General features: G+C 66.7%; 22 protein-coding genes and 1 pseudogene. 11 read left to right on the plus strand and 12 right to left on the minus strand.

Annotated features, from left to right (window positions below; all coding sequences use genetic code 11):
* Nucleotides 1–81 precede the first annotated feature (81 nt).
* Nucleotides 82–1425 (minus strand): cell division protein PerM, encoded by a 1344-nt coding sequence (locus AWC25_RS01955; protein ID WP_372513574.1) that lies wholly within the window; start codon nucleotides 1423–1425, stop codon nucleotides 82–84.
* A gap of 39 nt (nucleotides 1426–1464) precedes the next feature.
* A complete protein-coding gene (locus tag AWC25_RS01960) occupies nucleotides 1465–2331 on the minus strand; it encodes a DUF5336 domain-containing protein (RefSeq protein ID WP_069400564.1) in 867 nt (288 codons plus the stop codon).
* Nucleotides 2332–2616: 285 nt separating this feature from the next.
* Between AWC25_RS01960 and AWC25_RS01965 the strand changes: the two genes are divergently transcribed.
* Complete coding sequence (locus AWC25_RS01965; RefSeq protein ID WP_069400565.1) at nucleotides 2617–3465, plus strand: LLM class F420-dependent oxidoreductase; 849 nt, start codon at nucleotides 2617–2619, stop codon at nucleotides 3463–3465.
* Between the two features lie 3 nt (nucleotides 3466–3468).
* Here the strand turns inward: AWC25_RS01965 and AWC25_RS01970 are convergent, their stop codons facing one another.
* From AWC25_RS01970 to sucC, 3 genes are read right to left on the minus strand one after another with little or no spacing between them, the layout of a single operon-like run.
* Nucleotides 3469–4992 carry an acetyl-CoA acetyltransferase gene (locus AWC25_RS01970; protein ID WP_085166265.1) on the minus strand — a complete coding sequence of 508 codons (1524 nt, stop codon included), beginning with the start codon at nucleotides 4990–4992 and terminating at the stop codon, nucleotides 3469–3471.
* Nucleotides 4993–5051: 59 nt separating this feature from the next.
* Nucleotides 5052–5954 (minus strand): succinate--CoA ligase subunit alpha, encoded by a 903-nt coding sequence (gene sucD, locus AWC25_RS01975; RefSeq protein WP_069403008.1) that lies wholly within the window; start codon nucleotides 5952–5954, stop codon nucleotides 5052–5054.
* Nucleotides 5955–5966: 12 nt separating this feature from the next.
* On the minus strand, nucleotides 5967–7148 hold the full coding sequence (gene sucC, locus AWC25_RS01980) for an ADP-forming succinate--CoA ligase subunit beta (protein WP_069403009.1): 1182 nt from the start codon (nucleotides 7146–7148) through the stop codon (nucleotides 5967–5969).
* A 265-nt stretch (nucleotides 7149–7413) separates the two neighbouring features.
* Here sucC and AWC25_RS01985 point away from each other — a divergent pair, with 265 nt between their 5' ends.
* Together AWC25_RS01985 and AWC25_RS01990 are read left to right on the plus strand one after the other, a co-directional pair.
* Entirely contained in the window at nucleotides 7414–8496 is a 1083-nt protein-coding gene (locus tag AWC25_RS01985) for a M23 family metallopeptidase (RefSeq protein WP_244899454.1), read from the plus strand.
* Between the two features lies 1 nt (nucleotide 8497).
* A complete protein-coding gene (locus tag AWC25_RS01990; protein ID WP_069403010.1) occupies nucleotides 8498–9079 on the plus strand; it encodes a hypothetical protein in 582 nt (193 codons plus the stop codon).
* Here AWC25_RS01990 and pcrA read toward each other — a convergent pair.
* Nucleotides 9076–11421, minus strand: a complete 2346-nt coding sequence (gene pcrA, locus AWC25_RS01995) for a DNA helicase PcrA (RefSeq protein ID WP_085166267.1) — start codon at nucleotides 11419–11421, stop codon at nucleotides 9076–9078. The two genes, AWC25_RS01990 and pcrA, sit on opposite strands and share 4 nt — an antisense overlap.
* A 288-nt stretch (nucleotides 11422–11709) precedes the next feature.
* Here pcrA and AWC25_RS02000 point away from each other — a divergent pair, with 288 nt between their 5' ends.
* Together AWC25_RS02000 and pgi are read left to right on the plus strand one after the other, a co-directional pair.
* Nucleotides 11710–12051 (plus strand): chorismate mutase, encoded by a 342-nt coding sequence (locus AWC25_RS02000; protein ID WP_264034501.1) that lies wholly within the window; start codon nucleotides 11710–11712, stop codon nucleotides 12049–12051.
* A gap of 108 nt (nucleotides 12052–12159) precedes the next feature.
* Entirely contained in the window at nucleotides 12160–13824 is a 1665-nt protein-coding gene (gene pgi / locus AWC25_RS02005) for a glucose-6-phosphate isomerase (RefSeq protein ID WP_085166268.1), read from the plus strand.
* Nucleotides 13825–13845: 21 nt separating this feature from the next.
* On the opposite strand, the gene AWC25_RS02010 is transcribed toward pgi, so the two are convergent.
* Nucleotides 13846–14061, minus strand: a complete 216-nt coding sequence (locus AWC25_RS02010; RefSeq protein WP_069398496.1) for a hypothetical protein — start codon at nucleotides 14059–14061, stop codon at nucleotides 13846–13848.
* Between the two features lie 49 nt (nucleotides 14062–14110).
* Between AWC25_RS02010 and AWC25_RS26755 the strand changes: the two genes are divergently transcribed.
* Entirely contained in the window at nucleotides 14111–14251 is a 141-nt protein-coding gene (locus AWC25_RS26755; protein ID WP_158089717.1) for a hypothetical protein, read from the plus strand.
* Between the two features lie 13 nt (nucleotides 14252–14264).
* On the opposite strand, the gene AWC25_RS02015 is transcribed toward AWC25_RS26755, so the two are convergent.
* From AWC25_RS02015 to cobF, 4 genes and pseudogenes are all read right to left on the minus strand, one after another.
* Complete coding sequence (locus AWC25_RS02015) at nucleotides 14265–15014, minus strand: SDR family oxidoreductase (RefSeq protein ID WP_069398495.1); 750 nt, start codon at nucleotides 15012–15014, stop codon at nucleotides 14265–14267.
* A 42-nt stretch (nucleotides 15015–15056) separates the two neighbouring features.
* The gene (locus tag AWC25_RS27230; protein WP_276049068.1) at nucleotides 15057–15545 is read right to left on the minus strand and encodes a zinc finger domain-containing protein; all 489 of its coding nucleotides are present in this window, start codon (nucleotides 15543–15545) and stop codon (nucleotides 15057–15059) included.
* Nucleotides 15546–15677: 132 nt separating this feature from the next.
* A pseudogene (locus AWC25_RS27635) lies at nucleotides 15678–15920 on the minus strand (DNA-formamidopyrimidine glycosylase family protein); the annotation flags it as partial.
* Nucleotides 15921–15924: 4 nt separating this feature from the next.
* Nucleotides 15925–16716 carry a precorrin-6A synthase (deacetylating) gene (gene cobF, locus AWC25_RS02025; protein ID WP_085166270.1) on the minus strand — a complete coding sequence of 264 codons (792 nt, stop codon included), beginning with the start codon at nucleotides 16714–16716 and terminating at the stop codon, nucleotides 15925–15927.
* Between the two features lie 180 nt (nucleotides 16717–16896).
* Between cobF and AWC25_RS02030 the strand changes: the two genes are divergently transcribed.
* The 4 genes from AWC25_RS02030 (at nucleotide 16897) to AWC25_RS02045 (ending at nucleotide 21016) form a co-directional block, all read left to right on the plus strand.
* Nucleotides 16897–17802 (plus strand): AurF N-oxygenase family protein, encoded by a 906-nt coding sequence (locus AWC25_RS02030; RefSeq protein ID WP_085166271.1) that lies wholly within the window; start codon nucleotides 16897–16899, stop codon nucleotides 17800–17802.
* A gap of 197 nt (nucleotides 17803–17999) precedes the next feature.
* Nucleotides 18000–19013, plus strand: coding sequence for a DUF4873 domain-containing protein (locus tag AWC25_RS02035; RefSeq protein WP_372513590.1), 1014 nt, complete (start codon nucleotides 18000–18002; stop codon nucleotides 19011–19013).
* Between the two features lie 258 nt (nucleotides 19014–19271).
* A complete protein-coding gene (locus tag AWC25_RS02040; protein ID WP_244899441.1) occupies nucleotides 19272–20045 on the plus strand; it encodes an STAS domain-containing protein in 774 nt (257 codons plus the stop codon).
* Between the two features lie 104 nt (nucleotides 20046–20149).
* Complete coding sequence (locus AWC25_RS02045; RefSeq protein ID WP_069398490.1) at nucleotides 20150–21016, plus strand: LLM class flavin-dependent oxidoreductase; 867 nt, start codon at nucleotides 20150–20152, stop codon at nucleotides 21014–21016.
* Nucleotides 21017–21029: 13 nt separating this feature from the next.
* Here AWC25_RS02045 and AWC25_RS02050 read toward each other — a convergent pair whose 3' ends face one another.
* Complete coding sequence (locus tag AWC25_RS02050; protein ID WP_069398489.1) at nucleotides 21030–21839, minus strand: enoyl-CoA hydratase/isomerase family protein; 810 nt, start codon at nucleotides 21837–21839, stop codon at nucleotides 21030–21032.
* A gap of 75 nt (nucleotides 21840–21914) precedes the next feature.
* Here AWC25_RS02050 and AWC25_RS02055 point away from each other — a divergent pair, with 75 nt between their 5' ends.
* Nucleotides 21915–22829: an SAM-dependent methyltransferase gene (locus tag AWC25_RS02055; protein WP_069398488.1), complete on the plus strand. Its 915-nt coding sequence runs from the start codon at nucleotides 21915–21917 to the stop codon at nucleotides 22827–22829.
* Nucleotides 22830–22839 lie beyond the last annotated feature (10 nt).

Consider the following 22839-nt stretch of genomic DNA (forward strand, 5'->3'; position numbering starts at 1 on the left):
TCGCGAGCCTACTAATGACCGTGCCGGACCGACGATAAGACCGGCCCGACGCCGTGTTGCCGCCCGAGGTGGGGCGTTCAGCTAATCCTCGCGGCCGGCCTCGGGGGTGCGCTCGGCGGGTTCTTCGGGCGGGTGCTCCGAAGGTTCTTCGGCCGGTCCGGGTTCGTCGAATTCGCCGAGTACCGGTTCCTCGACGCCCGGGTCCTCAAAGACGGGCTCCCCGACGGGGGGCGCCGCGGGCGGCACGGGCGGGCGCGCCTGTTTGGGACGCCGGGGCCGCCGCCGGATTCCGCCGGTCATCACCACCGTGACCCAGCCGATCACGGCGAACCAAAAGAAGGTGCCGAGCCACAGCGCACCCTGGTCGACGCCGACGTCGCCGAAGTTGCCCAGCCGGCCGCTGCCGCCCAGGGCCAACAGCGACATCGCCGAGGCGCCGGCGACGGCGGCGGCGAGCAGCTTGAGCAGCGCCGGAACCAGGGGAACCGGACTCCGGGCGCATTGCTGACCGACCGCCACCCCCGAAGACGCCCCGACGATCAGCAGCGCCACCCACACTGGCCCCAGCGGGGGCGTCGGGACCGCCGCCAAGATGGGCAGCGCCGGGATGTCCCCGCCGAACACGGTGAACGAACTGAACGTCGCGAACCCGAGATGGGCGCTGGACCCGACGGCGACCGCCGACGTGCCGACGATGACGTTGGGCGCGTACAGCACCGCGAGCACGGTCAGGCTGAATTGGCCGAAGATCGAATCGGTGATCCCGAACGGATCCTGCATCGTCGACCAGTGCACGACCAGCGACCCGGCGGTCACCAGCCCCGACAACCCGGTCAGCGCCAACACACCGGCGAAGGCCGCGCGCAGTGAATCGCCCAGCCACCAGGGCATCGACGCCGCCGCCAGCGCCCGTCGACCCACCCGGGATCCCACCCCGATCGCCGCGCCGGTGGCGTGCACCGCCAGAACGCTGACGAACGCGCGCAAGGCGCCGGGTGTCTGCAACTCGGTCAGCACCGTCGAGGCGTCGTGGATCACCGCCAGCGCGATCGCCGCGATCAACAGCGGTCCGCCCAGCGCGGACGCGACGACCCAACGGATGACCAGCCACGACGAGTAGGCGGTGGTGGCTCGCGCCGTGGTGCGCGCGGTCGCCCACACCATCAACAGGATTGGCAGCAGCGGCAATACGCCCAGCTCGCGACCGCCGATCGAGATCGGTACCGCGTGCACGCCCAGCCAGATGCTGGCGATCGCGCCCAGCGCGCCCGTCATGTCGCTGTTGGCGATCAGCAGCTGCAGCAGGGTGACCGCGGCGATGATGATCAACGCCAAAACGGCCGGGCCGAACGCGACCCGGACGAGGTCCCGCGCCTGGCGGGCACCGACTGCCCGGTTGTCCTCGCTTTCTGACACCGTTTTCACTTCTGGCGCACGGGCCCGACGAGGCGCGAGAGCCCTCGGTTAGGCCGGGGCCGGCCCAGAGGGAGACGAGGGCTGGTCGCCACCTTGTTCGGACGATCCGCCGGCAGCGGGTGGCGGGCTGAAGCTCGGAAAACCGGTCGGCGGTGTCGACGGGCCCTGCTGGCCCGCCGCCGGCTGCGAGCCGGATTGCGGGGACTGGGCGCCGAATCCGCCGGTCGTCGGGATCGCACTCTGCGTCGGAGCGCTCGAGGAATATCCGCCGTATTGCGACCCGTAGCCTTGCGGGTTGTGCTGCTGCGGGCCTTGTTGTTGCCCTTGTTGATGCCCGTAATAACCGCTGTGTTGCTGGCCTCCGTACTGCTGGCCGTACTGGCCGTATTGGCCGTACTGCGCGTACGGGTCGTACTTGGGCCGCGGCGGCGGCGGGGTGATGACGCCGGCGTCCAGCAGAAGCACGACGATGGCGGCGATGGCCTGCAGCACGCTGCAGGCCACCAGTGGCCACATGGCCCAGCCGACCGCGAACCCGGGCGGGGTGTTGATGACTTCCGAAATCGACAACAGCGCGCCGAGCACGGCGATGGCCGCGACGGCACCCGTGTAGTTCTTCGCCTTGGGCACCAAACTCAACGCCGCGAGCAGCCCGGCGAGCACGGCGACCAGGACCGCGGTGCCCGCGTCACCGGCGCGCCCACCCGAGGCGGGACCGAGGTCGGCGCTCAGCACGAAGGTCGGCCCGAAGTTCAGCAGGTACACCGCCAGGCCGAGCACCACGACCGCGATGTTGACGTAGAGGGGAAGCTTGCTTTCCCCGTCGTCGGTTTTGGCGAACGAGGGGGTGGCGCCTGGGTAGGAGCCGCCCGGCTGCGCTTGCGGATATCCGGGATTCCCGGGCGAGTAGGTCATGACTCCTCCTGTTGCTTCCAGTGCCTTCAAGACCTCGTCGGGCGCCACGTCACTGCTGCAGTGCGACGCTGTGCCTGCAGGGCTCGCCGCTCGGTGACGACAAGGCGTGCCCGCGCTTGCGTTACGCGCGACCGATCAACCACGCTAGCGCACGTTCGAGCGGGTGCGCGGCAGCGACCGGCCCCCGGGGCCGACCAGGAGAGATCGTCTCGGCGCCCGCTCTGTGGGTGTGCGGGTGCGGGGGCAGCTTGCTCCGCGGAGGTAGAACACGTTCTAATTCTGTGCATGGATTACGGGCTCGTGCTTTTCACCAGCGATCGGGGCATCACCCCGGCGGCCGCGGCCAAACTCGCCGACGACCACGGCTTCACCACGTTCTACGTGCCAGAACACACGCACATCCCGATCAAGCGGGAGGCGGCCCACCCCACGACGGGCGACGAGTCGCTGCCCGACGACCGGTACATGCGCACGCTGGACCCGTGGGTGAGCCTGGGGGCGGCGTCCGCGGTCACTACGCGGGTGCGGCTGTCCACGGCGGTCGCGCTGCCCGTCGAGCACGACCCGATCACGCTGGCAAAAAGCATCGCCACCCTGGACCATCTGTCCGGCGGGCGGGTCAGCCTGGGCGTCGGGTTCGGTTGGAACACCGACGAACTGGCCGACCACAACGTGCCACCGGCGCGCCGCCGCACCATGCTGCGCGAGTACCTGGAAGCCATGCGGGCGCTGTGGACGCAGGAAGAAGCCGGATACGACGGCGAGTTCGTCAAGTTCGGTCCCAGCTGGGCCTGGCCCAAGCCGGTGCAGTCTCATATCCCGGTGCTGGTGGGTGCGGCGGGCACCGAGAAGAACTTCAAGTGGATCGCGCGCAGCGCCGACGGCTGGATCACCACGCCGCGTGACTTCAACATCGACGAGCCGGTGAAGTTGTTGCAGGACACCTGGGCCGGGGCCGGCCGCGACGGCGCTCCGCAGATTGTCGCGCTGGACTTCAAACCAGTGCCCGAGAAGCTGGCGCACTGGTCCGAACTCGGGGTGACCGAGGTGCTGTTCGGCCTGCCGGACAAACCCGAGGACGAGGTCGCCGCCTACGTCGAGCGGCTGGCGAGCAAGCTGGCCGCCCTGGTGTGACGCTCAGGCCAACGCGGCCCGGTTGTCCTTGCCCGTAGACCGCAGCACGATCGACGCCCCGAGCGGCTCGCCGTCGCTGAGCAGCCCCACCAGATCGGGGTCCTCGGTCAACGCCAAGAATCGGCTACCGTCGTCGAGGCGGCCGATGATGAGCCCGGTGCGCACGGGCCAGTCGTAGCGCACGGTGTAGGTCTCGATGGTGCCCCGACCGTCGGCCCTGACGGTCACCGGCATCTTGGGCCGAGCGGCGACCTCGGCGCGCAACGCGGCGCTGTTGTCGGGCTTCCAGTTCACCGGCGCGGTCGAGTACACCCCGACCGAGTACTTGCTCATGATCCCGCCGTTGGCCGCGACGAGGCCGAAGTGCCCTGGCAGATCCCGCATTTCGCTGACCGTCTCGGCGATGGCGTGCAGTGAGTAGTTGTTGCCCGGTCCCCCGAAGTACGGCAGACCGCCGGTGAGCGTCAGCCCGCGCGGGTCGTCGGTGGCCAATCCCGTCCCGTCGCAGAAGTTGAACACCGGCACCGGGAAGCAGCTGTAGAGGTCGAAGGTGGCGATGTCGTCGAGTCCGACCCCGGCCCCGGCGAGCGCCTCGCGCACCGCCAGCACCGACGCCGAGTTGTGGGTCAAGTCGAGGCGGTCCAGCAGCGGCTGGTCCACCATGTCGGCGTGGCCGTGCAGGTACACCCAGCGCTCGTCGGGTACGCCGAGCCGACGGGCGGCCGCCACCGACATCAGCAGCGCCGCGGCACCCTGGTTGACCTGATCGCGGGCCACCAACAGCCGCGGGTAGGGATCGCAGATCATCCGGTTGGACCCGGTCACGGTGATGAGTTGGTCGACGGTGCGCTCCACCGGGGCCGACGCGAACGGGTTTTTCGCCGCCACCTTGGTGAACGGGGCGAACAGTTCGCCCATGCGGCGACGGTAGTCGGCGACGCTCAATCCCAGTCGGCCGCGGCGGGCGTTTTCCAACAGCGCGTACTGCGCCGGCGCCCCGACCAGACCGTGCGCGATGGTGTAGTCGTCGAACAGGCCCTCGTAGCCGAAGCCCCGGTCCTCGAGGGCACCCTCGACCGTCTCGGAATGGTCCGGCTTGTCCCGGTCGGCGAAATACCGGATGCTGGAAGTGTTTTCGGAGCCGAAGATCATTACGACCTCCGCTTGGCCCGCGGCGATGACGCCGGCGAACTCGGTGACCAGATGCTGTGGACCCTGGCCTCCGATGGGCTCGAGAATCGCCCGCGCCGGTGCGGCACCGATGCGCTTGGCCACCGAGCGGGGGTAGTTCGTGGACTTTCCCAGCGGCGCCGGGGTGCGCCCGGACAGCTCGAACTGCCGGATCCCGGCGACGGTGTCGATGGCCGCGGCCACGGCGGTCACGTCGGCCCCGCAGTCGTGCAGGGCGGCCCGGGCCGCTTCGGTCGCCAGCTCCACCGACGACATCCCGCGATAGCCGGAGTCCTCGATGCGCTCGGTGAACTGCCCCACCCCGACGACGACGGGGGTGTTCGCGTCGAGATTCATAGACCCACTATCTACCGCAGAGTGGGGGCCCCGGCCAAATCGGGGCCCCGCCCCGCGGCCTACAGAGTCTGCAGGATCTCCCGGGCCAGCTCCGCGGTCTCCGACGGGGTCTTGCCGACCTTGACCCCCGCGGCCTCCAGCGCCTCCTTCTTGGCGGCGGCGGTGCCCGACGAGCCGGACACAATGGCACCGGCGTGGCCCATCGTCTTGCCTTCCGGGGCGGTGAATCCGGCTACGTAGCCGACGACCGGCTTGGACACGTTGGCCTTGATGTACTCGGCGGCCCGCTCCTCGGCGTCGCCGCCGATCTCACCGATCATCACGATGATCTTGGTGTCGGGGTCCTTCTCGAACGCCTCGATGGCATCGATGTGGGTGGTCCCGATCACCGGGTCACCACCGATACCGATCGAGGTGGAGAAGCCGAAATCGCGCAGTTCGTACATCATCTGGTAGGTCAGGGTGCCGGACTTGGACACCAGCCCGACGGGGCCGGAGCCGCTGATGTTGGCCGGGGTGATGCCGGCCAGCGCCTCGCCCGGGGTGATGATGCCGGGGCAGTTCGGCCCGATGATCCGCGTCTTCTGGCCCTTCTCGACGTTATAGGCCCACGCATAGGCACTGTCTTGCACCGGAATTCCTTCGGTGATGACGACCAGCAGCGGAATCTCGGCGTCGATGGCCTCGATGATCGCGTCCTTGGCGAACTTCGGCGGTACGAAGACGACGGACACGTCGGCGCCGGTCTCCTTCATCGCCTCGGCGACGGAGCCGAACACCGGCAGCTCGACGTCCTTGCCGACCGGGTCCACGTGCGACACGGTGGTGCCCGCCTTGCGCGCGTTGACGCCGCCGACCACCTGGGTGCCGGCCTTGAGCATCAGCGCGGTGTGCTTGGTCCCCTCGCCGCCGGTGATGCCCTGGACGATGACCTTGGAGTCCTTGTTTAAAAAGATCGACATGGCTTGGCTCCCTTACTTGTTCGCCAGCTCGGCGGCTTTGTCGGCGCCGGCGTCCATGGTCTCGGCCTGGATCACCAGCGGGTGGTTGGCTTGGGCGAGGATCTGACGGCCCTCGTCGACGTTGTTGCCGTCGAGCCGCACCACGAGCGGCTTGTTGGCCTCGTCGCCGAGCATGTTCAGTGCGGTCACGATCCCGTTGGCGACGGCGTCGCAGGAGGTGATGCCGCCGAACACGTTGACGAACACGCTCTTGACCTGCTTGTCATTCAAGATCACGTCCAGGCCCGCGGCCATTACCTCGGCCGACGCGCCGCCGCCGATGTCCAGGAAGTTGGCCGGTTTGACCCCGCCGTGCTTCTCACCGGCGTAGGCCACGACGTCGAGCGTCGACATCACCAGGCCGGCGCCGTTGCCGATGATGCCGACCTGGCCGTCCAGCTTGACGTAGTTGAGGTCGTGCTCCTTGGCCTTGAGCTCCAGCGGGTCGGTGGCGTCGCGATCCTCGAACTCAGCGTGACCCGGCTGACGGAAGTCGGCGTTAGCGTCGAGGGTGACCTTGCCGTCCAGCGCCAGGATCTGGCCTGGGTCGTTCTCACCGCGTGAGGGTGTGCGCACCAGCGGGTTGACCTCGACCAGGGTGGCGTCCTCGGCGACGAAGAGTTCCCACAGTTTCTGGATGGTCACCGCGGCGGCGTCGAGCACCTCGGCCGGCAGGTGGCCCTGCTCGGCGATCGAACGCGCGAACGCCAGGTCGACGCCCTTGACGGCGCTCACCGGGACCTTGGCCAACCGCTCGGGCTTGGTGGCGGCCACCTCTTCGATCTCCATGCCGCCCTCGACCGAGCACATCGCCAGGTAGGTGCGGTTGGCCCGATCGAGCAGGAACGAGACGTAGTACTCCTCGGCGATCTCACTGGCCTCGGCGACCAGCAGCTTCTTCACGATGTGGCCCTTGATGTCCAGGCCGAGGATGTTCTTGGCGTGCTCGTAAGCGTCGTCGGGCGTCGCGGCGTATTTGACGCCACCGGCCTTGCCCCGGCCACCCACCTTGACCTGCGCCTTGACCATCACCGGCGCCCCGACCTCGGTCGCGATCTCCTTCGCGCCCTCGGCGGTGTCGGTCACCCGGCCGGGTGAGGTAGGTACGTTGTGCTTAACGAACAGCTCTTTGGCTTGATACTCGAAAAGGTCCATGAACTCACTGTCTTCGCTCAAGTTGTTTGCAAGGCCTACAGCTGGGCGGCGCCGGATTCGGCAACTCGCACGGTGGAACTTTATCCACCCCATAACTGGGCCCTCCCGCCGCATCCACCGATGTGGCACAGGTCACGACACGCCCGGCGGCCACTAAACGTGATCCAGTTCACAATCCGGCTTGGAGGTTGCCAGCCGGTTCGCTCAACGGATACCGTCTCAAGGTCCAGATAACGTTATGGTCACGATACGAGGACATTCCAGGTTGTCCCAGCACGGTCTTGTTCGTTCTCCTGCGTCGTTAGGAGCTGGCCGCCACCACCGCGACCGCTGGACTCAACCTCACCGCAATGAAGTCACCGAAATTCTGCCGCTGGACGGCTTCGACTTCGACGACCTCGAATTCGTGGACTCCGTCGAGCTGGCCGAACTGGACTTCAGTAACGACTCCCCCCTCGACTACGAAGCCCGGGTGCTGTTGGCGCCGGAGCTGGACGACCTGGACGCGATCGACGACCTGACGCCGTTGCGGTTGGCCGCGCCCCGCGACTCGGTGGCGCTGCGGTTGACTACCACGTTCGACGTCGACGCGCGACCGGCCGCCGCGGAGACAACGGACGTTCTCGGGGTGATCCGCCGGGGCGGGCAGCACCGCAAGCAGCCGACCAGCGCGGCCCGCGGCCGCCTGCTGATCTCGGCGATGGCGGCCGGCGCGGCGGCCGCCGCGGCGCACACCGCGACCAGCCACTCCGACACCACCAATGCCGAGCCGGTGCTGACCGCCAACGCGTCGGCGCTGACCGGTGGGTCCAGCGGCAACCCCACCCGCGGCGCCCAGGTGATCGCCGTGCAGCCGACGGGCAGCGCGGCGCTGCACAACCAGGAACTCGCCAAGGGCGTCGCCTTCGCCAACGACCGCGCGCAGCGCGAGGCCCGACTGCAACAGCCCCTGTATGTAATGCCCACCCACGGGATCTTCACGTCGAACTTCGGCTATCGGTGGGGCGTGCTGCACGCCGGCATCGACCTGGCGAACTCGATCGGCACACCGATCCTCGCGGTGTCCGACGGCGTCGTCATCGACGCCGGCCCGACCGCCGGCTACGGCATGTGGGTCAAGCTGCGTCATGCCGACGGCACGGTCACGCTGTACGGCCACATCAACACCGCGCTGGTCAGCGTGGGCCAGCGGGTGATGGCCGGCGATCAGATCGCCACCATGGGCAACCGGGGCAACTCGACCGGCCCGCACCTGCACTTCGAGGTGCTGCAGGGCGGCACCGAGCGGATCGACCCGGTGCCGTGGCTGGCCAAGCGGGGACTTTTCGTCGGCAATTACGCTGGTTGAGGTGACCGCGCCAAAACACCATGCAGCCTCCGAGCCGCCGTCTGAACCACGAACACGAATCATCCGGCGCGCCCCGACCGGGCCGCTGCCGACCATCCCGGAATCGCCGACCACCCACATTCCGCGAGCAGTCCCCGATCAGGCCGACACCCGGGCGGCCGCGAGCGGCGGCCCGGCGGACCGTCCGGCCGATGCGGCGTCACGCACGAAAATCGCCGCCTGCGCCGTCAGCATCGTCAGCGGCTGGGCGACCTCGGTGGTGGCCACCGATCTGATCGCCGGCTGGTGGGAGACCGATCGGCTGTTCTGCATCGCGATCGCGTTCCTTGCCCTGGTATTCGCCTCGACCACGATTTCCGGCGTGATCATGCTGCTACGGGATCGCGCGGTGGGGCGCTACCTGATCGCGGCAGGCGCGGTGGTCGCGATCCTGACCTACGGTGGCGTGTTCATCGCCGGGGCCCATGTCGCGTGGATCGTCTACACGCTGTGGGTGTTGCCGGTGGCGAGTGTGGTGCTCGCGTTCTTCCCCGACATCAAGGGGCGAGCAGGCAGAATCGGCGGGCGAGCCCGACGCCGCTAGAGCTTGCTCAGCGGCGCGTGGTTGTGCATCAGCTTGACTCGGCCGGAACTGCCGAAATCGATCAGCGACATCGCCGATTCGCCGACGCCGGAAACCTCTTCCACCCGGCCCAGCCCGTATTTGTCATGGGTCACCCGATCACCGGGCGCCAACACCAGCAGCGGGCGCTTGCTGGCACCGGAGCGGGTGGGCGCGACGCGCGGCGTCCCGAACCGCCCGGCCCCGCTCACCGGCGCGCTGTAGGACGGCGTCGGCGCGGTGCGTCGCCATTCGATCAGTTCTTGTGGAATCTCCTGCAGGAAGCGTGATTCCGGGTTGAGCATGGGTTGGCCCCAGGACGACCGGACGATCGCCCGGCTGACATAGAGCCGCTGCCGGGCACGCGTGATCCCGACGTAGGCCAGCCGCCGCTCTTCGGAGAGTTCGGTGGGATCGTCGAGGGCGCGCATGTGCGGGAACATGCCGTCCTCCCACCCGGTGACGAATACCACCGGGAACTCCAGGCCCTTGGCGGTATGCAACGTCATCAGTGTCACCACGCCGGCACCGTGCTCGGGAATCTCGTCGGTGTCGGCGACCAGCGACACCCGCTCCAAAAATGCGGCCAGCACCCCGGTTTCGGGGACGTCCTCGTCCTCGAGCGCCTGGCCCGACTCGCCGAGCGCCGCGTTGTTCGCCTGATCGATGCTGAATTCGTGTGCGACACTGACGAGTTCGTTCAGGTTGTCCAGCCGGGCGAGTTCTTGCGGATCGGTGGAGGACTCCAGCTCCCGGCGGTATCCGGTGCGCTCGAGCACCGACTCGACCAGATCGCCGAGGTCGTCATCGAGTCGGCCGCGCAATTCGTCGAGCAACTCGACAAAACCCGAAATCGCTTTTAACGCACGGGAGTTGAGCATCGACACTTTGCCTTCGGCGGCCGCTACCAGTGCGTCGGCGAAGCTGGCGCCGGTGCTTTCGGCGTAGACCGCCACGCACGCCTCGGCGCGATCACCGATCCCGCGCCGCGGAGTGTTCAGGATGCGCCGCATGCTGACCGCGTCGCCGGGGTTGTCGAGCACCCGCAGATAGGCGACGATGTCTCGGATCTCCTTGCGCTCATAAAAGCGCACTCCCCCGACGACCTTGTAGGGAATTCCGGCGCGGATGAAGACTTCTTCCAGCGACCGCGACGAGTTGTTGGTGCGATAGAAGACCGCCACATCGTTATAGGTGATTTCGCCGCGTTCTGCGAGGGCGTCAATTTCTTCGGCGACGAACCGCGCCTCATCGTGTTCATTGTCGGCGACATAACCGACAATCAACTCACCTTCGCCCGCGTCGGTCCACAACCGCTTCTCGCGGCGTCCCGAGTTACGCGCGATGACCGAATTGGCGGCCGACAGAATGTTCTGTGTCGAACGGTAATTCTGCTCAAGCAGAATAGTGGTCGCGTCGGGGTAGTCGCGTTCGAATTCTTCGATATTCCGAATGGTGGCGCCGCGGAAGGCGTAGATCGACTGATCGGCGTCGCCGACCACGCACAATTCCGCCGGCGGGACCTCATCCGCCGGCGAGTCGGCGGTCGGGTTGTCGGTGCGCCCGACCAATTCGCGCACCAGCACGTACTGGGCGTGGTTGGTGTCCTGGTATTCGTCGACCAGGACGTGGCGGAATCGGCGCCGATAGTACTGGGCGATCTGCGGAAACGTCTGCAGTACCGCGACGGTTTCGCCGATCAGGTCGTCGAAGTCCAGCGCGTTGGCCGCCCGCAGCCGCCGCTGGTATTCGGCGTACACCGACGCGACGGTGCGGGCCAAGTCGTCGGAATCCTCTGTGAGATTGGCCACGGCCTGGTCCGGGTCGATGAGTTCGTTCTTGAGGTTGGAGATCGCGACCGATAGCAGGCGCGGCGAGTAGCGCTTGATGTCCAGACCCATGTCCCGGCCGATCATCTGCAGCAACCGCCGCGAGTCGTCGGCGTCGTAGATGGAGAAGTTGGAGTTGAGGCCTTGGATCAGCGAGGCCTGGTTGCGCAGGATCCGCACACAGGTCGAGTGGAACGTCGAGACCCACATCGCGCGGGCGCGGTTGCCGACCAGTCTGACCACCCGTTCCCGCATTTCGGCGGCGGCCTTATTGGTAAAGGTGATGGCCAGCACCTGGCCCACCCCCACCCCGCGCGCGGCGAGCAGGTAGGCGACGCGACGAGTCAGGACCGCGGTCTTGCCGGAGCCCGCACCGGCCACGATCAGCAACGGCGAACCTTCATGTACTACGGCTTGGCGCTGTTGGGGATTGAGGCCGTCGAGCAGTTGCTCTACCGCGGCGCTGGTGTCGGCGCCGGTTGCGTGCACAGTCATGTCTGTCTAAATTTACCGCTAACGTCCGACGACAAAGGCGCAGGCCGGCGCAGGCCAGGGCCGCCCAACAAGGTGAAGCAGCCGAACTCGTCGTTTTGCTCCCGCGTGTCCGCAGCTGTGGCACACTCTTAGCATGGACAATGCACAGCTCCATCGCCGCCTCTCGATCCTCGAGTGGCGCCGCCGATTTTTCCGCGGGTACCGTCCAGCGGTGCCCACGGTCTAGCTGTGATTGTTAGAGCCCTGTGGTCCGCCTTCGGATTCAGGGCTTGAACTTTTTAGAGCCGGATAACGTTTTCAAGCCGAAAAACGAACAAGAGCCAAAGAAGAACCGCAAAACAACACGGGGGTGTAGGGATGAGCGTCGAGATGATCGACATTGAACAGTTGGCGAACATTGAAGAGTTGCGTCTCGAGATCGATCGGCTGGACGCCGAGATCCTCGCCGCTGTCCGCAAGCGCGCCGAGGTTTCTCGGGAGATCGGCCGGGCCCGCATGGCTTCCGGTGGCACCCGTCTGGTGCACAGCCGCGAAATGAAGGTCATCCAGCGCTACAGCGAGCTGGGGCCGGAGGGCAAGGACTTGGCGATGCTGCTGCTGCGGCTGGGGCGCGGCCGCCTCGGTCACTAAACCACGCGCGACATCGGGGATTTCAACCGCAAGTTCTGTTTTGCTGCGGTAAATCTGGCTGGCCCCCAGCGCTGGCTCGGCGGCGTGACTCGGCACTAGGGTCGATTCATGACCTCCGTACTCACCATCCCTGACATCACCGCCACCCCGGCATGGGACGCCCTACGTAGGCATCACGAGCAGATCGGCAACGCCCACCTCCGCCAGTTTTTCGACGACGACCCGGATCGCGGCCGCGAGCTGACCGTCACGGTCGGCGACCTGTACATCGACTACAGCAAGCACCGGGTCACCCGCGAGACGCTGCGGCTGTTGCTTGATTTGGCCCGCGCGGCAAATCTCGAAGACCGCCGCAATCAGATGTTCTCCGGGGTGCACATCAACACCTCGGAGGATCGCGCGGTGCTGCACACCGCACTGCGACTGCCCCGGGACGCCGAACTGATCGTCGATGGCCAGAACGTCGTCGCCGACGTGCACCAGGTGCTGGATGCGATGGGTGACTTCACCGATCGGCTGCGCAGCGGCGAATGGACGGGCGCCACCGGCGAGCGCATCCGCACCGTCGTCAACATCGGCATCGGCGGGTCCGACCTGGGGCCGGTGATGGTGTATCAGGCGTTGCGTCATTACGTGGACGCTGGGATTACGGCCCGCTTCGTCTCCAACGTCGACCCCGCCGACCTGATCGCCAAGTTGGCCGATTTAGATCCCGCCACAACGCTTTTCATCGTGGCATCCAAGACGTTCTCCACCCTGGAGACGCTGACCAACGCGACGGCCGCGCGGCGCTGGCTGACCGACGCCCTCGGCGACGCCGCGGTGTCGAAGCACTTTGTCGCGGTATCGACCAACAAGCGACTGGTCGACGACTTCGGCATCAACACCGACAACATGTTCGGTTTCTGGGATTGGGTGGGCGGACGCTACTCGGTCGATTCGGCAATCGGGCTGTCGCTGATGGCCACGATCGGCAGGCAGGGCTTCGCGGATTTCCTGTCCGGATTTCACCTCGTCGACGAGCACTTCAAAACCGCTCCGCTGGAATCCAACGCGCCTGTCCTGCTCGGTCTCATCGGCCTCTGGTATTCCAATTTCATGGGCGCACAATCACGCGTCGTGCTGCCGTACTCCAACGACCTGTCCCGATTCGCCGCGTATTTGCAGCAGCTGACCATGGAGTCCAACGGCAAATCGACTCGTGCCGACGGCAAGCCCGTCACCACCGATACCGGTGAAATCTATTGGGGCGAGCCAGGAACCAACGGCCAGCATGCCTTTTACCAGTTATTGCACCAGGGCACACGACTGATACCGGCCGATTTCATCGGATTCAGCCAACCCACCGACGACCTCCCCACCGCCGAGGGCACCGGCAGCATGCACGATTTGTTGATGAGCAATTTCTTCGCGCAGACCCAGGTGCTGGCGTTCGGCAAGACCGCCGAGGAAATCGCCGCCGAGGGCGCCCCCGCCGCGGTGGTACCGCACAAGGTGATGCCCGGCAACCGCCCGTCGACTTCGATTCTGGCCGAACGGCTTACACCGTCGGTGCTCGGTCAGTTGACCGCGCTGTACGAGCACCAGGTTTTCACCGAGGGTGTGGTCTGGGGCATCGATTCGTTCGACCAGTGGGGAGTGGAACTGGGCAAGACGCAGGCCAAGGCGCTGCTGCCGGTGTTGACCAGCGACAGCTCCCCCGCGCCGCAGTCCGACAGCTCCACCGATGCCCTGGTCCGCCGCTACCGGACCGAACGGGGTCGGGTTAGCTAGTCGCTCAACCGGTGTGGTTCATCACGCCGGCGCGCCCAGTCGCCGCACGAAAGTGCCCAGGCGTTCCACCGTGGCGGTCTGCGGGTCGCATAGGTGCAACCGCAGCAGCTCGCGACCGGAGGCGTGCAGGATCCGCGCGGTGTACTCGGGATCGTGCACGCGGGGGTTGATGCGCAACAGTTCGGTGACGAAGAAGTTGAGCACGACGGCCTCGGCCTGGGCCAGGCGGGCATACAACTCCGGCGGGAGCCTGCGGCGGAAACATGAACAACCGCCACGTCACGGGGTGGGCGTCCACCGCGGCCAGCACACCGTCGAATGCCAGCATGAACGCCTGATCTTCGGATTGCTCAAACTTCGACTGGCGACCTACGGAAAGCCCGAATTCACCACCGACGCCGCGCATTACACGCCGGTTCCGCACTGAGGTTTCAGCGTGCTCAGGCGAACGGCGTGGTCAACCGCGGCGGCAACACCCGCATCAGCTGAACCAGCGGCGCCCACGGCCAGCGCGGCACCACCGCCCGGCCGGGCTCACGTTCGATGGCGGCAACGATGGCCCTGACGCCAGTTTCGTTGTCCACCATCAGCATTGTGCTCGTCGATTTCGCGGTCATCTCCGTCTCGATGTAGCCCGGTTCGATCACCGTGATTTTGATCGGCCCCTTGGCGTACTCGGCGCGCAGCGACTCACCGAGTGACCGCAGTCCCGCCTTGCTGGCACAGTAGGCGGCCTTGACGCCGGGGACCCCGGTGTTGGCGAGGACCGACGAGATGAGCACCAGATGTCCCGCGCCGGCCTTGGCGAAAATTTGCAGCGCCGACTCGATCTGCACCAGCGCGGCCACCAGGTTGGTTTCGATGGTTGCCTTGTTGGCCCACAACTTGCCGGAGCCTAGCGCGGCCCCCTTGCCGATGCCGGCGTTGACGATGATGCGGTCGATGCCGCCGAGCTCGTCGTGCAGCTCGGCGAACACTTTGGGCACCTGCTCGTGGTCGTTGACGTCCAGCGCCGCGACCGCAATCCTGATGTTCGGATACCGTTGGGAGAGCTCGGCTTTCAGGTCGTCGAGCCGGTCGGTCCGGCGGGCGCACAGGGCCAGGTCGCGACCTTGGGCCGCGAACAAACGCGCCATTCCGGCGCCCAGCCCCGAACTGGCGCCGGTGATCAGGATCTTCTGGCGAATCATCCGGGCAGCATATCGACAGGTGTCAAGTGCGACGGCCAGCGGCTACTTGAGGAGCCGTGACATGCGCCGATCGGCCAGGATCTTGCCGCCGGTCTGACAGGTCGGGCAGTACTGAAAAGACTTGTCCGCGAACGACACTTCCCGCACGGTGTCCCCGCAGACCGGGCAGGGCAGCCCGGTGCGCGCGTGCACGCGCAGCCCGGAGCGCTTTTCGCCCTTGAGCATCGCGGCCCCCTGCCCGACGGAGCGGTTCACCGCGTCGGTCAGCACCGAGATCATCGCATCGTGCAGCGTGCCGATCTGTTCGCCGGTGAGCTTCCCCGCGGTAGCGAACGGCGAGATCTTGGCGACATGCAGGATTTCGTCGCTGTACGCGTTGCCGATGCCGGCGATCACCTTCTGGTCGGTGATCACGGTCTTGATCCGCCCGCTGTTGCCCGCCAGCAACCCGGCCAGGTCGTCGGTGCTGAGGTCCAGGGCGTCCGGACCCAAAGCGGCGATGCCGGGGACCTGCTCCGGATCGTGGACCAGCCAGACCGCCAAGCGCTTCTGGGTGCCGGCCTCGGTCAGGTCGAAGCCCGGCGCCTCGCCGGGCGGACCGAGGTGGACGCGCAGCGCGATGGGCCCCTTGCCGGGACGCAACGGCGCCGCGGCCAACTTGTCCGACCAGCGCAGCCAGCCGGCGCGCGACAGATGCGCGATCAACAGCAGGTCGCCGGCCTGCACACCCAGGTACTTGCCCCACCGGCTGGCCGCGGTCACCGTCAGCCCGTGCAGGGCGCTGATCGGCGGGTCAAAGGTTTTCAGCACCGACAACGCCGCGACATCGACGCGGCCGATGGTCGAGCCCACGGCATGGCGCCGCAGGTGGTCCACCAGAGCTTCGATCTCGGGCAGTTCGGGCACCCCTTCAGTTTGCCGATCGCGGCCGCATGGTGTCCATCGAGCCAAATGGCGCCCGTAATAAATAGGTATCCATGATCCAGCCGTGCCGGGCGCGGGCCTCGGCGCGCAGCGCCTCGATCCGCGGTCCTGCCTCGCCGACCCTGCCTGCCACCAGTAGTTCGTCGTCGGTGCCGAGGTAGGCGCCCCACCAAATCCGGGTGTCGGGCGGACAAGTCGCAAACGAGCAGTCCGCGTCCAGCATCACCACCGCCGAGCCGGTCAGTCCGTGCGCGCGCAGCTGGCGGCCGGTGGTGATCAGAACCGGCTCGCCGACGTCGTTGAGCGGGATGCGGTGGCGCGCCGTCAGCGCCTGGACGGCGGTGATGCCCGGGATGACGTCGAAGGTGAACTCCACCTCGGCCGCGGCCGCTTCGAGAATCCGTAGCGTGCTGTCGTAGAGCGACGGATCACCCCAGGCCAGAAAGGCCCCCACACCATCGGGCCCGAGTTCGGTGGTGATCGCCGACGCCCAAATGCGGGTCCGCGCGGCATGCCAGTCGGAGACCGCGTCGCGATAATCGGCCTGCCGGTTGCCGGGATTCGCGCGCTTCGGGTCGGGCAACTCCACGAACCGATAACCCGGCCTGCGGATGAAGCGGGCGCAGATCTCCCGGCGCAGCCCCACCAGATCGCGTTTGGCCTCGCCCTTGTCCATCGCGAAGAACACCTGGGTGTCGTTGAGCGCCTCGATCGCCTGCACGGTCACATACTCGGGGTCCCCGGCGCCGATGCCGATCACGTGAATATGCCGACCCACAGCCCACCTCCTATGCTTGTTGCCCGCCACATTGCCGAATCGCACGCTCGAACATCTAGCCGGGACCAAAAGTACCCAGTACCATGGGTACCGTCTGGACTCATCTCGATGAGGAGGAGTGGCGCCGATGACACGCGCAGCGACGATGCAGAGCGCAAGCGATGAGGAGGAGCGGCGCTGATGACTACCGCGGTGCGACCGAGCGGACCGAGCCGGGAAGAGTTCTCCGAACGACTGCTCAAGGGCTCGGTGAAGAAGTCCTACGAACCGGTCGTCGACATCGACTGGGATGCCCCGCTGGATCCGGACAAGTTATACCTTCCGCCCCGGCTGGTCTCGCTCTACAACACCCCGATGTGGGACGAGATGACTCGGGAACAGCAGATCGAGCTGTCGCGCCAGGAATTGGTCAACACCCTCTCGGCCGGAATCTGGTTCGAGAACATGCTCAATCAATCGTTGTTACGCACGATCCTGCACGAGGATCCGACGAGCCGGTCGACGCATTACAAGCTGACGGAGCTGGGCGACGAAACCCGGCACATGGTGATGTTCGGGAAGGCCATCGAACGCATCGGCGCCAAACCGGTACGCCCGCGGCTGTTGCACCGCTGGATCATCAACAGCCTGCCGCTTGCTTTCCAGCGGGGTTCGATGTTGTGGATCGCCGCCCTGATCGGCGAGGAAATCTTCGATTCGTTGCAACGCCAGATGATGGACGATCCGGAATTGCAGCCAATTATCCAGCGACTCATGCGCATTCACGTCACCGAGGAGGCCCGTCACATCCAGTTCGCGCGTGACGGCGCCCGCAAGCGGGTCCAGACGATGCCACGATTCAACAAGTGGTTCATGGCCAACATCAACGGCCTGGGCGGGTACTTTTTCCGTTTCCTGTTCAGCAATCCAATTCCCTATGCCCGCACCGGACTCGACCCGCACCGGGCAAGGGCGCTGGCGCGCAGCAGCCCGCACCGTCACGAGATGCAACGCGCCGGGTTCGCGCCGCTCGCAGCGTTTTTGACCGAAATCGGATTGCTCGGCCCGATCGCGCGTCGCGGCTGGAAACGCACCAGGTTTCTGTGAGTTCGGCGCAGGTCGTCGTCTTCGGCCCCGGCGCCCGGCGCATCGCAGACGAGCTGACCTCGGCCGGCATCGTCGACGTTGCGGTTCTGGATCCGGCGCCGACCGCCGCGGTGTTCGACGAATCGACCGATACCTGGTCGTTACGCACCGCGGCCGCGGAGGTTCGGGCCGGCGCCGTTGTGACCACGGCGCCGCCCTTGACGCCGTGGATCCCAGCGATCGCAGGGCGCAACGACTTTCATGGCGTCTCGTTTCACGCGGCTCGGTGGCCCGCGGATTTCGATCCGGCCGGCAAGCACGTCGCGGTCATCGGCGGCGATTCGGTCGCCGCCGATCGCCTCGGGCCGCTCACCGCGGCGGCGGCGTCGGTCACCGTGTTCGCACACCCGCCGCGGCGGATCGTCACCGAGTTGCCGCTACCGGCAACCCGGATCAAGCGGTGGCTGATTCGCCGTACCCAGGCCGCATTCGGCGCCACGCCATCGCGTCCGGCGTCGGTGACGGCGCCGATCAGCGCGCTCACCCCGCGTGGCATCCGCACCGGCCTGGCCGCCCCGGGCGTCGAGCACCGCGTCGACGCGATCGTCTTCGGCACCGGGTTCACCGCTGACCAGGCTTCCGAACTCGTCGGAACCGGCGGTGTCCGCATCGCGGCGAGTTGGCGGGACGGCGCGGAGCCGTTCCTCGGTATCGCGATCCACGGGTTTCCCAACTATTTCTGCCTCGCGGGGCCCGACATCGAGACGCAGACGCATTACATCGTCGAATGCCTGACGTTGATGAAACGCACCCGGAGCACCCGTATCGAGGTCCTGGGCAGCAGCATGCAGGTGTTCAACGAGCGCGCCCACCTTCGCCCGGCGGTCCCGGCGACCCGCCTGGTCAAGGCGTTCGACCTGTCCTCGGCCGCCCCCGCCGACGACGACGTCTACGACGGCGCGGCAACGCTCGCGGTCGAAGGCGCCGTCGTGCCGGTGCGGGTGCGACTCACCGGCCGGCTGGATCCGATCGACGGCCTTTACCACTGGCAGGGGACGCTGTTCGGGTCGCCCGGCCATCCCCTGCCCGACGAGCTGCTCAAGCAGAACCGTGCCGCCACGCTGTCGGTGGGTGATCGCAGCGCGGCCGCACGCATGGTCGAACGGACGCCCTGGGGGACTCACTCGATTGCCGGCGTCGGCGCTCCCCCGTACGCCATGACCCGAGCCTGAGCAGGCCAAAATCGCGATCTGGTGACATCCGGCCCGGGTGAACTAACGTGAGAAGTCTCTGCCGCCGGGGGGCGGTTCCGCATCTGAGTTTGCCGGGTCGGAATTCGAGGAGCAGATGATTGAAAACCGGATCGTGACCTTCACTTTTAATTCCGCCACGCTAGGATTCGCTTGCCCTGACCGTGCTTAGGACACGCGCGTACAAAGCGCTGCATCGCGCGACGCGATAAGCAGAGATAATGTCCAAGACGGAAAGGAGTGCCGAGCGTGAGTGCGGTAGCCGAGTCGCCGAACTCGCTGGCCGTCGCGACCCGCACGGATGAGTCCGTTGCGGTGCTGACGGTCGGTGGCCTGCTCGACGCCAGCAACTGCGGGGCGTTGCGCGACAGCATCTCCAAGGCCACCCTGCAGAAGCCCTCGGCCGTCATCGTCAACATCAACGGTCTCAAGGTGCCCGCCGAAGCGGCGTGGTCTGCATTCATCAGCGCACATTTGCAGCTCAGCACCGACGCGTTGGTTCCGATCGTGCTGGTCAGCACGGACCGCACCACCCGTGATGCGGTCACCCGTAGCGAGGTCACCCGCTTCATGCCGGTGTATTCGACGGAAAAAGGGGCCATGAAAGCGCTTAGTCGGCTGAGCCGGCAGACCATTCGGCGTGCCGACGCCGCGCTGCCCGCGAACCTGACCAGCCTGCGCGAATCGCGCCGGCTGGTGCGTGAGTGGCTAACCGAATGGAAACAACCCGGCCTCATCCCGGTGGCCCTGGTGGTCGTTAACGTTTTCGTGGAGAACGTGCTCGAGCACACCGGAAGCATCCCGAAGATGCGCATCGAGACCGACGGCGTCACGGCCACCATCGCGGTATCCGACGAAAGCACATCGGCCGCGGTGCGACTGCCGTCCCCGGACAAAGGCATCGACGTGTCGGGGCTCGCGATTGTCGACGCGTTGTCGCGCGCCTGGGGCAGCACGGCGACTTCGTCGGGTAAGTCCGTGTGGGCCGTCATCGGCCCGGAAAATCAGCTTTAAATCCGGCGTTTCCCCCGGCCGCCTTATTGTGCCGGGACCCGCTCACACACCAAACTAGAACACGTTCTAGTCTCGTGTGACAGCCCCACAGGAAGGCGGATGACGTGCGATTCACCTACGCCGAGGCGATGACCGACTTCAGGTATTACATCCCCCTGGCCCAAGCGGCCGAGGCGGCCGGGTACCACGCGATGACGATCGCCGACAGCATCGCCTACCCCTTCGAATCCGACTCGAAGTATCCCTATACGCCCGACGGCAACCGTGAATTCCTGGACGGCAAGGAGTTCATCGAAACCTTCGTACTGACAAGCGCGTTGGGTGCGGTCACCACCAAGCTGCACTTCAACTTCTTCGTGCTCAAGCTGCCCATCCGGCCGCCGGCCCTGGTGGCCAAGCAAATCGGTTCGTTGGCCGCGATGACCAACAACCGGGTCGGTTTCGGCGTCGGCACCAGCCCGTGGCCCGAGGACTACGAGCTGCTCGGGGTCCCGTTCGCCAAACGTGGCAAGCGCATGGACGAATGCATCGAGATCATTCAGGGACTCACCACGGGCGATTACTTCGAGTTCCACGGCGAGTTCTACGACATCCCCAAGACGAAGATGACGCCGGCACCGACCGAGCCGATCCCGATCCTAATCGGCGGGCACGCCGATGCGGCGCTGCGCCGGGCGGCCCGGCTGGACGGCTGGATGCACGGCGGCGGCGATCCGGAGGAACTCGACGCACTCCTGGCCAAACTCAAGCGATTTCGCGACGAGGCGGGCAGGACCGGGCCGTTCCAGATTCACGTCATCTCGGCCGACGCCTACACCGTGGACGGCATCAAACGGCTCGAGGACAAGGGCGTCACCGACGCCATCGTCGGCTTCCGCATTCCCTACATCAAGGGCACCGATACCGAGCCCCTGCAGGACAAGATCCGCAACCTCGAGATGTTCGCCGAGAACGTGATCGCGAAACTCTAAGCAGCCCAGGGTTTTACAGGGGATCCCAGCTGGGCGCCCGCTTCTCGCGGTGCGCCCGGGCCGCCTCGGCGGGGTTGTTGGTGAAACCGCTGAGGATCTGGGTGCGATTCTCGATCTCGATGGCATGCCGCAGACTCGGCGCATCCAGCGCAGCGTTGAGTCCGATTTTTGTCTGCCACACGCCGTAGGCGTTGTTGCCCGCGATTTCGCGGGCTTTGTGCAGCGCCGCCGCCATCAGCTCGTCCGGTGCGACCACCTCGTGGACCAGCTTGATGCGGTACGCCTCGTCCGCGTCGATGATCCGGCCCGTCAGCATCAGCTCGCGGGCCGCCCCGGCCCCGACGATCTTGGGCAGCAGGTAGCTGGTGCCCATATCCATGGACGAGAACCCGGCCTTGATGAACACCGAACCGAACCGAGCCTGGTCGGAAGCCACCCGGATGTCGCTGACCAGCGTGAAGGCCAAACCTCCGCCGACCGCGACCCCGTTGACCGCTGCGATGACCGGGATGTCCAGTTCGTAGATGCGGGTGTAAAGGCCGGCCAGCCGGACCTGTGCGTCGTAGTTGATCTTGAAGGGTGGGGTGGCCGGACCGGCCGGCCGGGTCCAGGCCTGTCCGGTGCCGCTCAGGTCGGCGCCCGCGCAGAATCCGCGGCCGGCGCCGGTGATGATCACGACGCGATGTTGACCGCCGCCGAGAACGTCGAGCGCCTCGTCGACGCCGTCGATCAGCGATCCGTCGATCGCGTTCAGCCGCTCGGGCCGGTTCAGCGTGATGCAGGCGATGTCGTCCTCGAGGGTTTCCAATTTCACTGCTGGCATATCGAAACCGTATGCGACGACGTTGTTTACCGGCGGGGCATACGGTGATTGTGGTCCGAGGACATAGGAGAAAGCATGGCACGAACCGAACGTGACAGCTGGGACGCTGCCACCAGCGTCGGAGCAACCGCCACCATGGTCGCGGCCGCGCGGGCGGCCGCCAGCAGGCGTGCGCAGCCGGTCATCAACGACCCGTTCGCCGAACCGCTGGTGCGTGCCGTCGGGATCGACGTGTTCAACCGCATGGCGGCGGGCGAGCTCGAGTCCGACAACGACGAGGAGTTGGGCCTGCCGCGGATGACCGACACATTCGCCGCGCGCGCCCGATTCTTCGACGACTATTTCACCCAGGCGGCCGCGGCGGGCCTGCGGCAGATCGTGATCGTTGCGGCCGGGCTGGACAGCCGGGCTTATCGGCTCGCCTGGCCTGCCGGGACGACGGTGTACGAGATCGACCAACCCGAGGTGGTCGAGTTCAAGACCGCGACGCTGTCCGGCCTCGGTGCGACGCCCGCCGCCGCGCATCGCCCCGTCGGCATCGACCTTCGCGACGATTGGCCGAACGCGCTGCGGGCCGCCGGCTTCGACGCGAGCCAGCCCACCGCCTGGCTGGCCGAGGGCGTACTCATCGGCTTTTTGCCGCCGGAGGCCGAGGTTCGATTGCTGGACAACATCATTTCGCTCAGCGCTGCCGGCAGCCGGCTGGCCGCCGACCACGGGTCGGTCACCGGAACCTCGGACGAGGCGCGGGAGCAGGCCCAGAAAATGTCCGAGGGGTGGCGACGGAATGGATTGGATCTCGACATCGCCGAGCTGACCTACCCCGGCGAGCACACCGACGTCGCCGCGCATCTGGGTGACCGCGGGTGGGACGTGCAGCGGTTCCGGCTGCCGGAACTGTTCGCCGCGGCCGGGCTGCCCGAGCTGGCAGCGGCCGACCAGCGCGGCCCCAGCGCCGCAATCAGCTTTGTGACCGCAATCCGCACGTAGCTCGAGTCGG

This window comes from Mycobacterium sherrisii, assembly GCF_002102355.1.
Taxonomy (GTDB): Bacteria; Actinomycetota; Actinomycetes; order Mycobacteriales; family Mycobacteriaceae; genus Mycobacterium; species Mycobacterium sherrisii.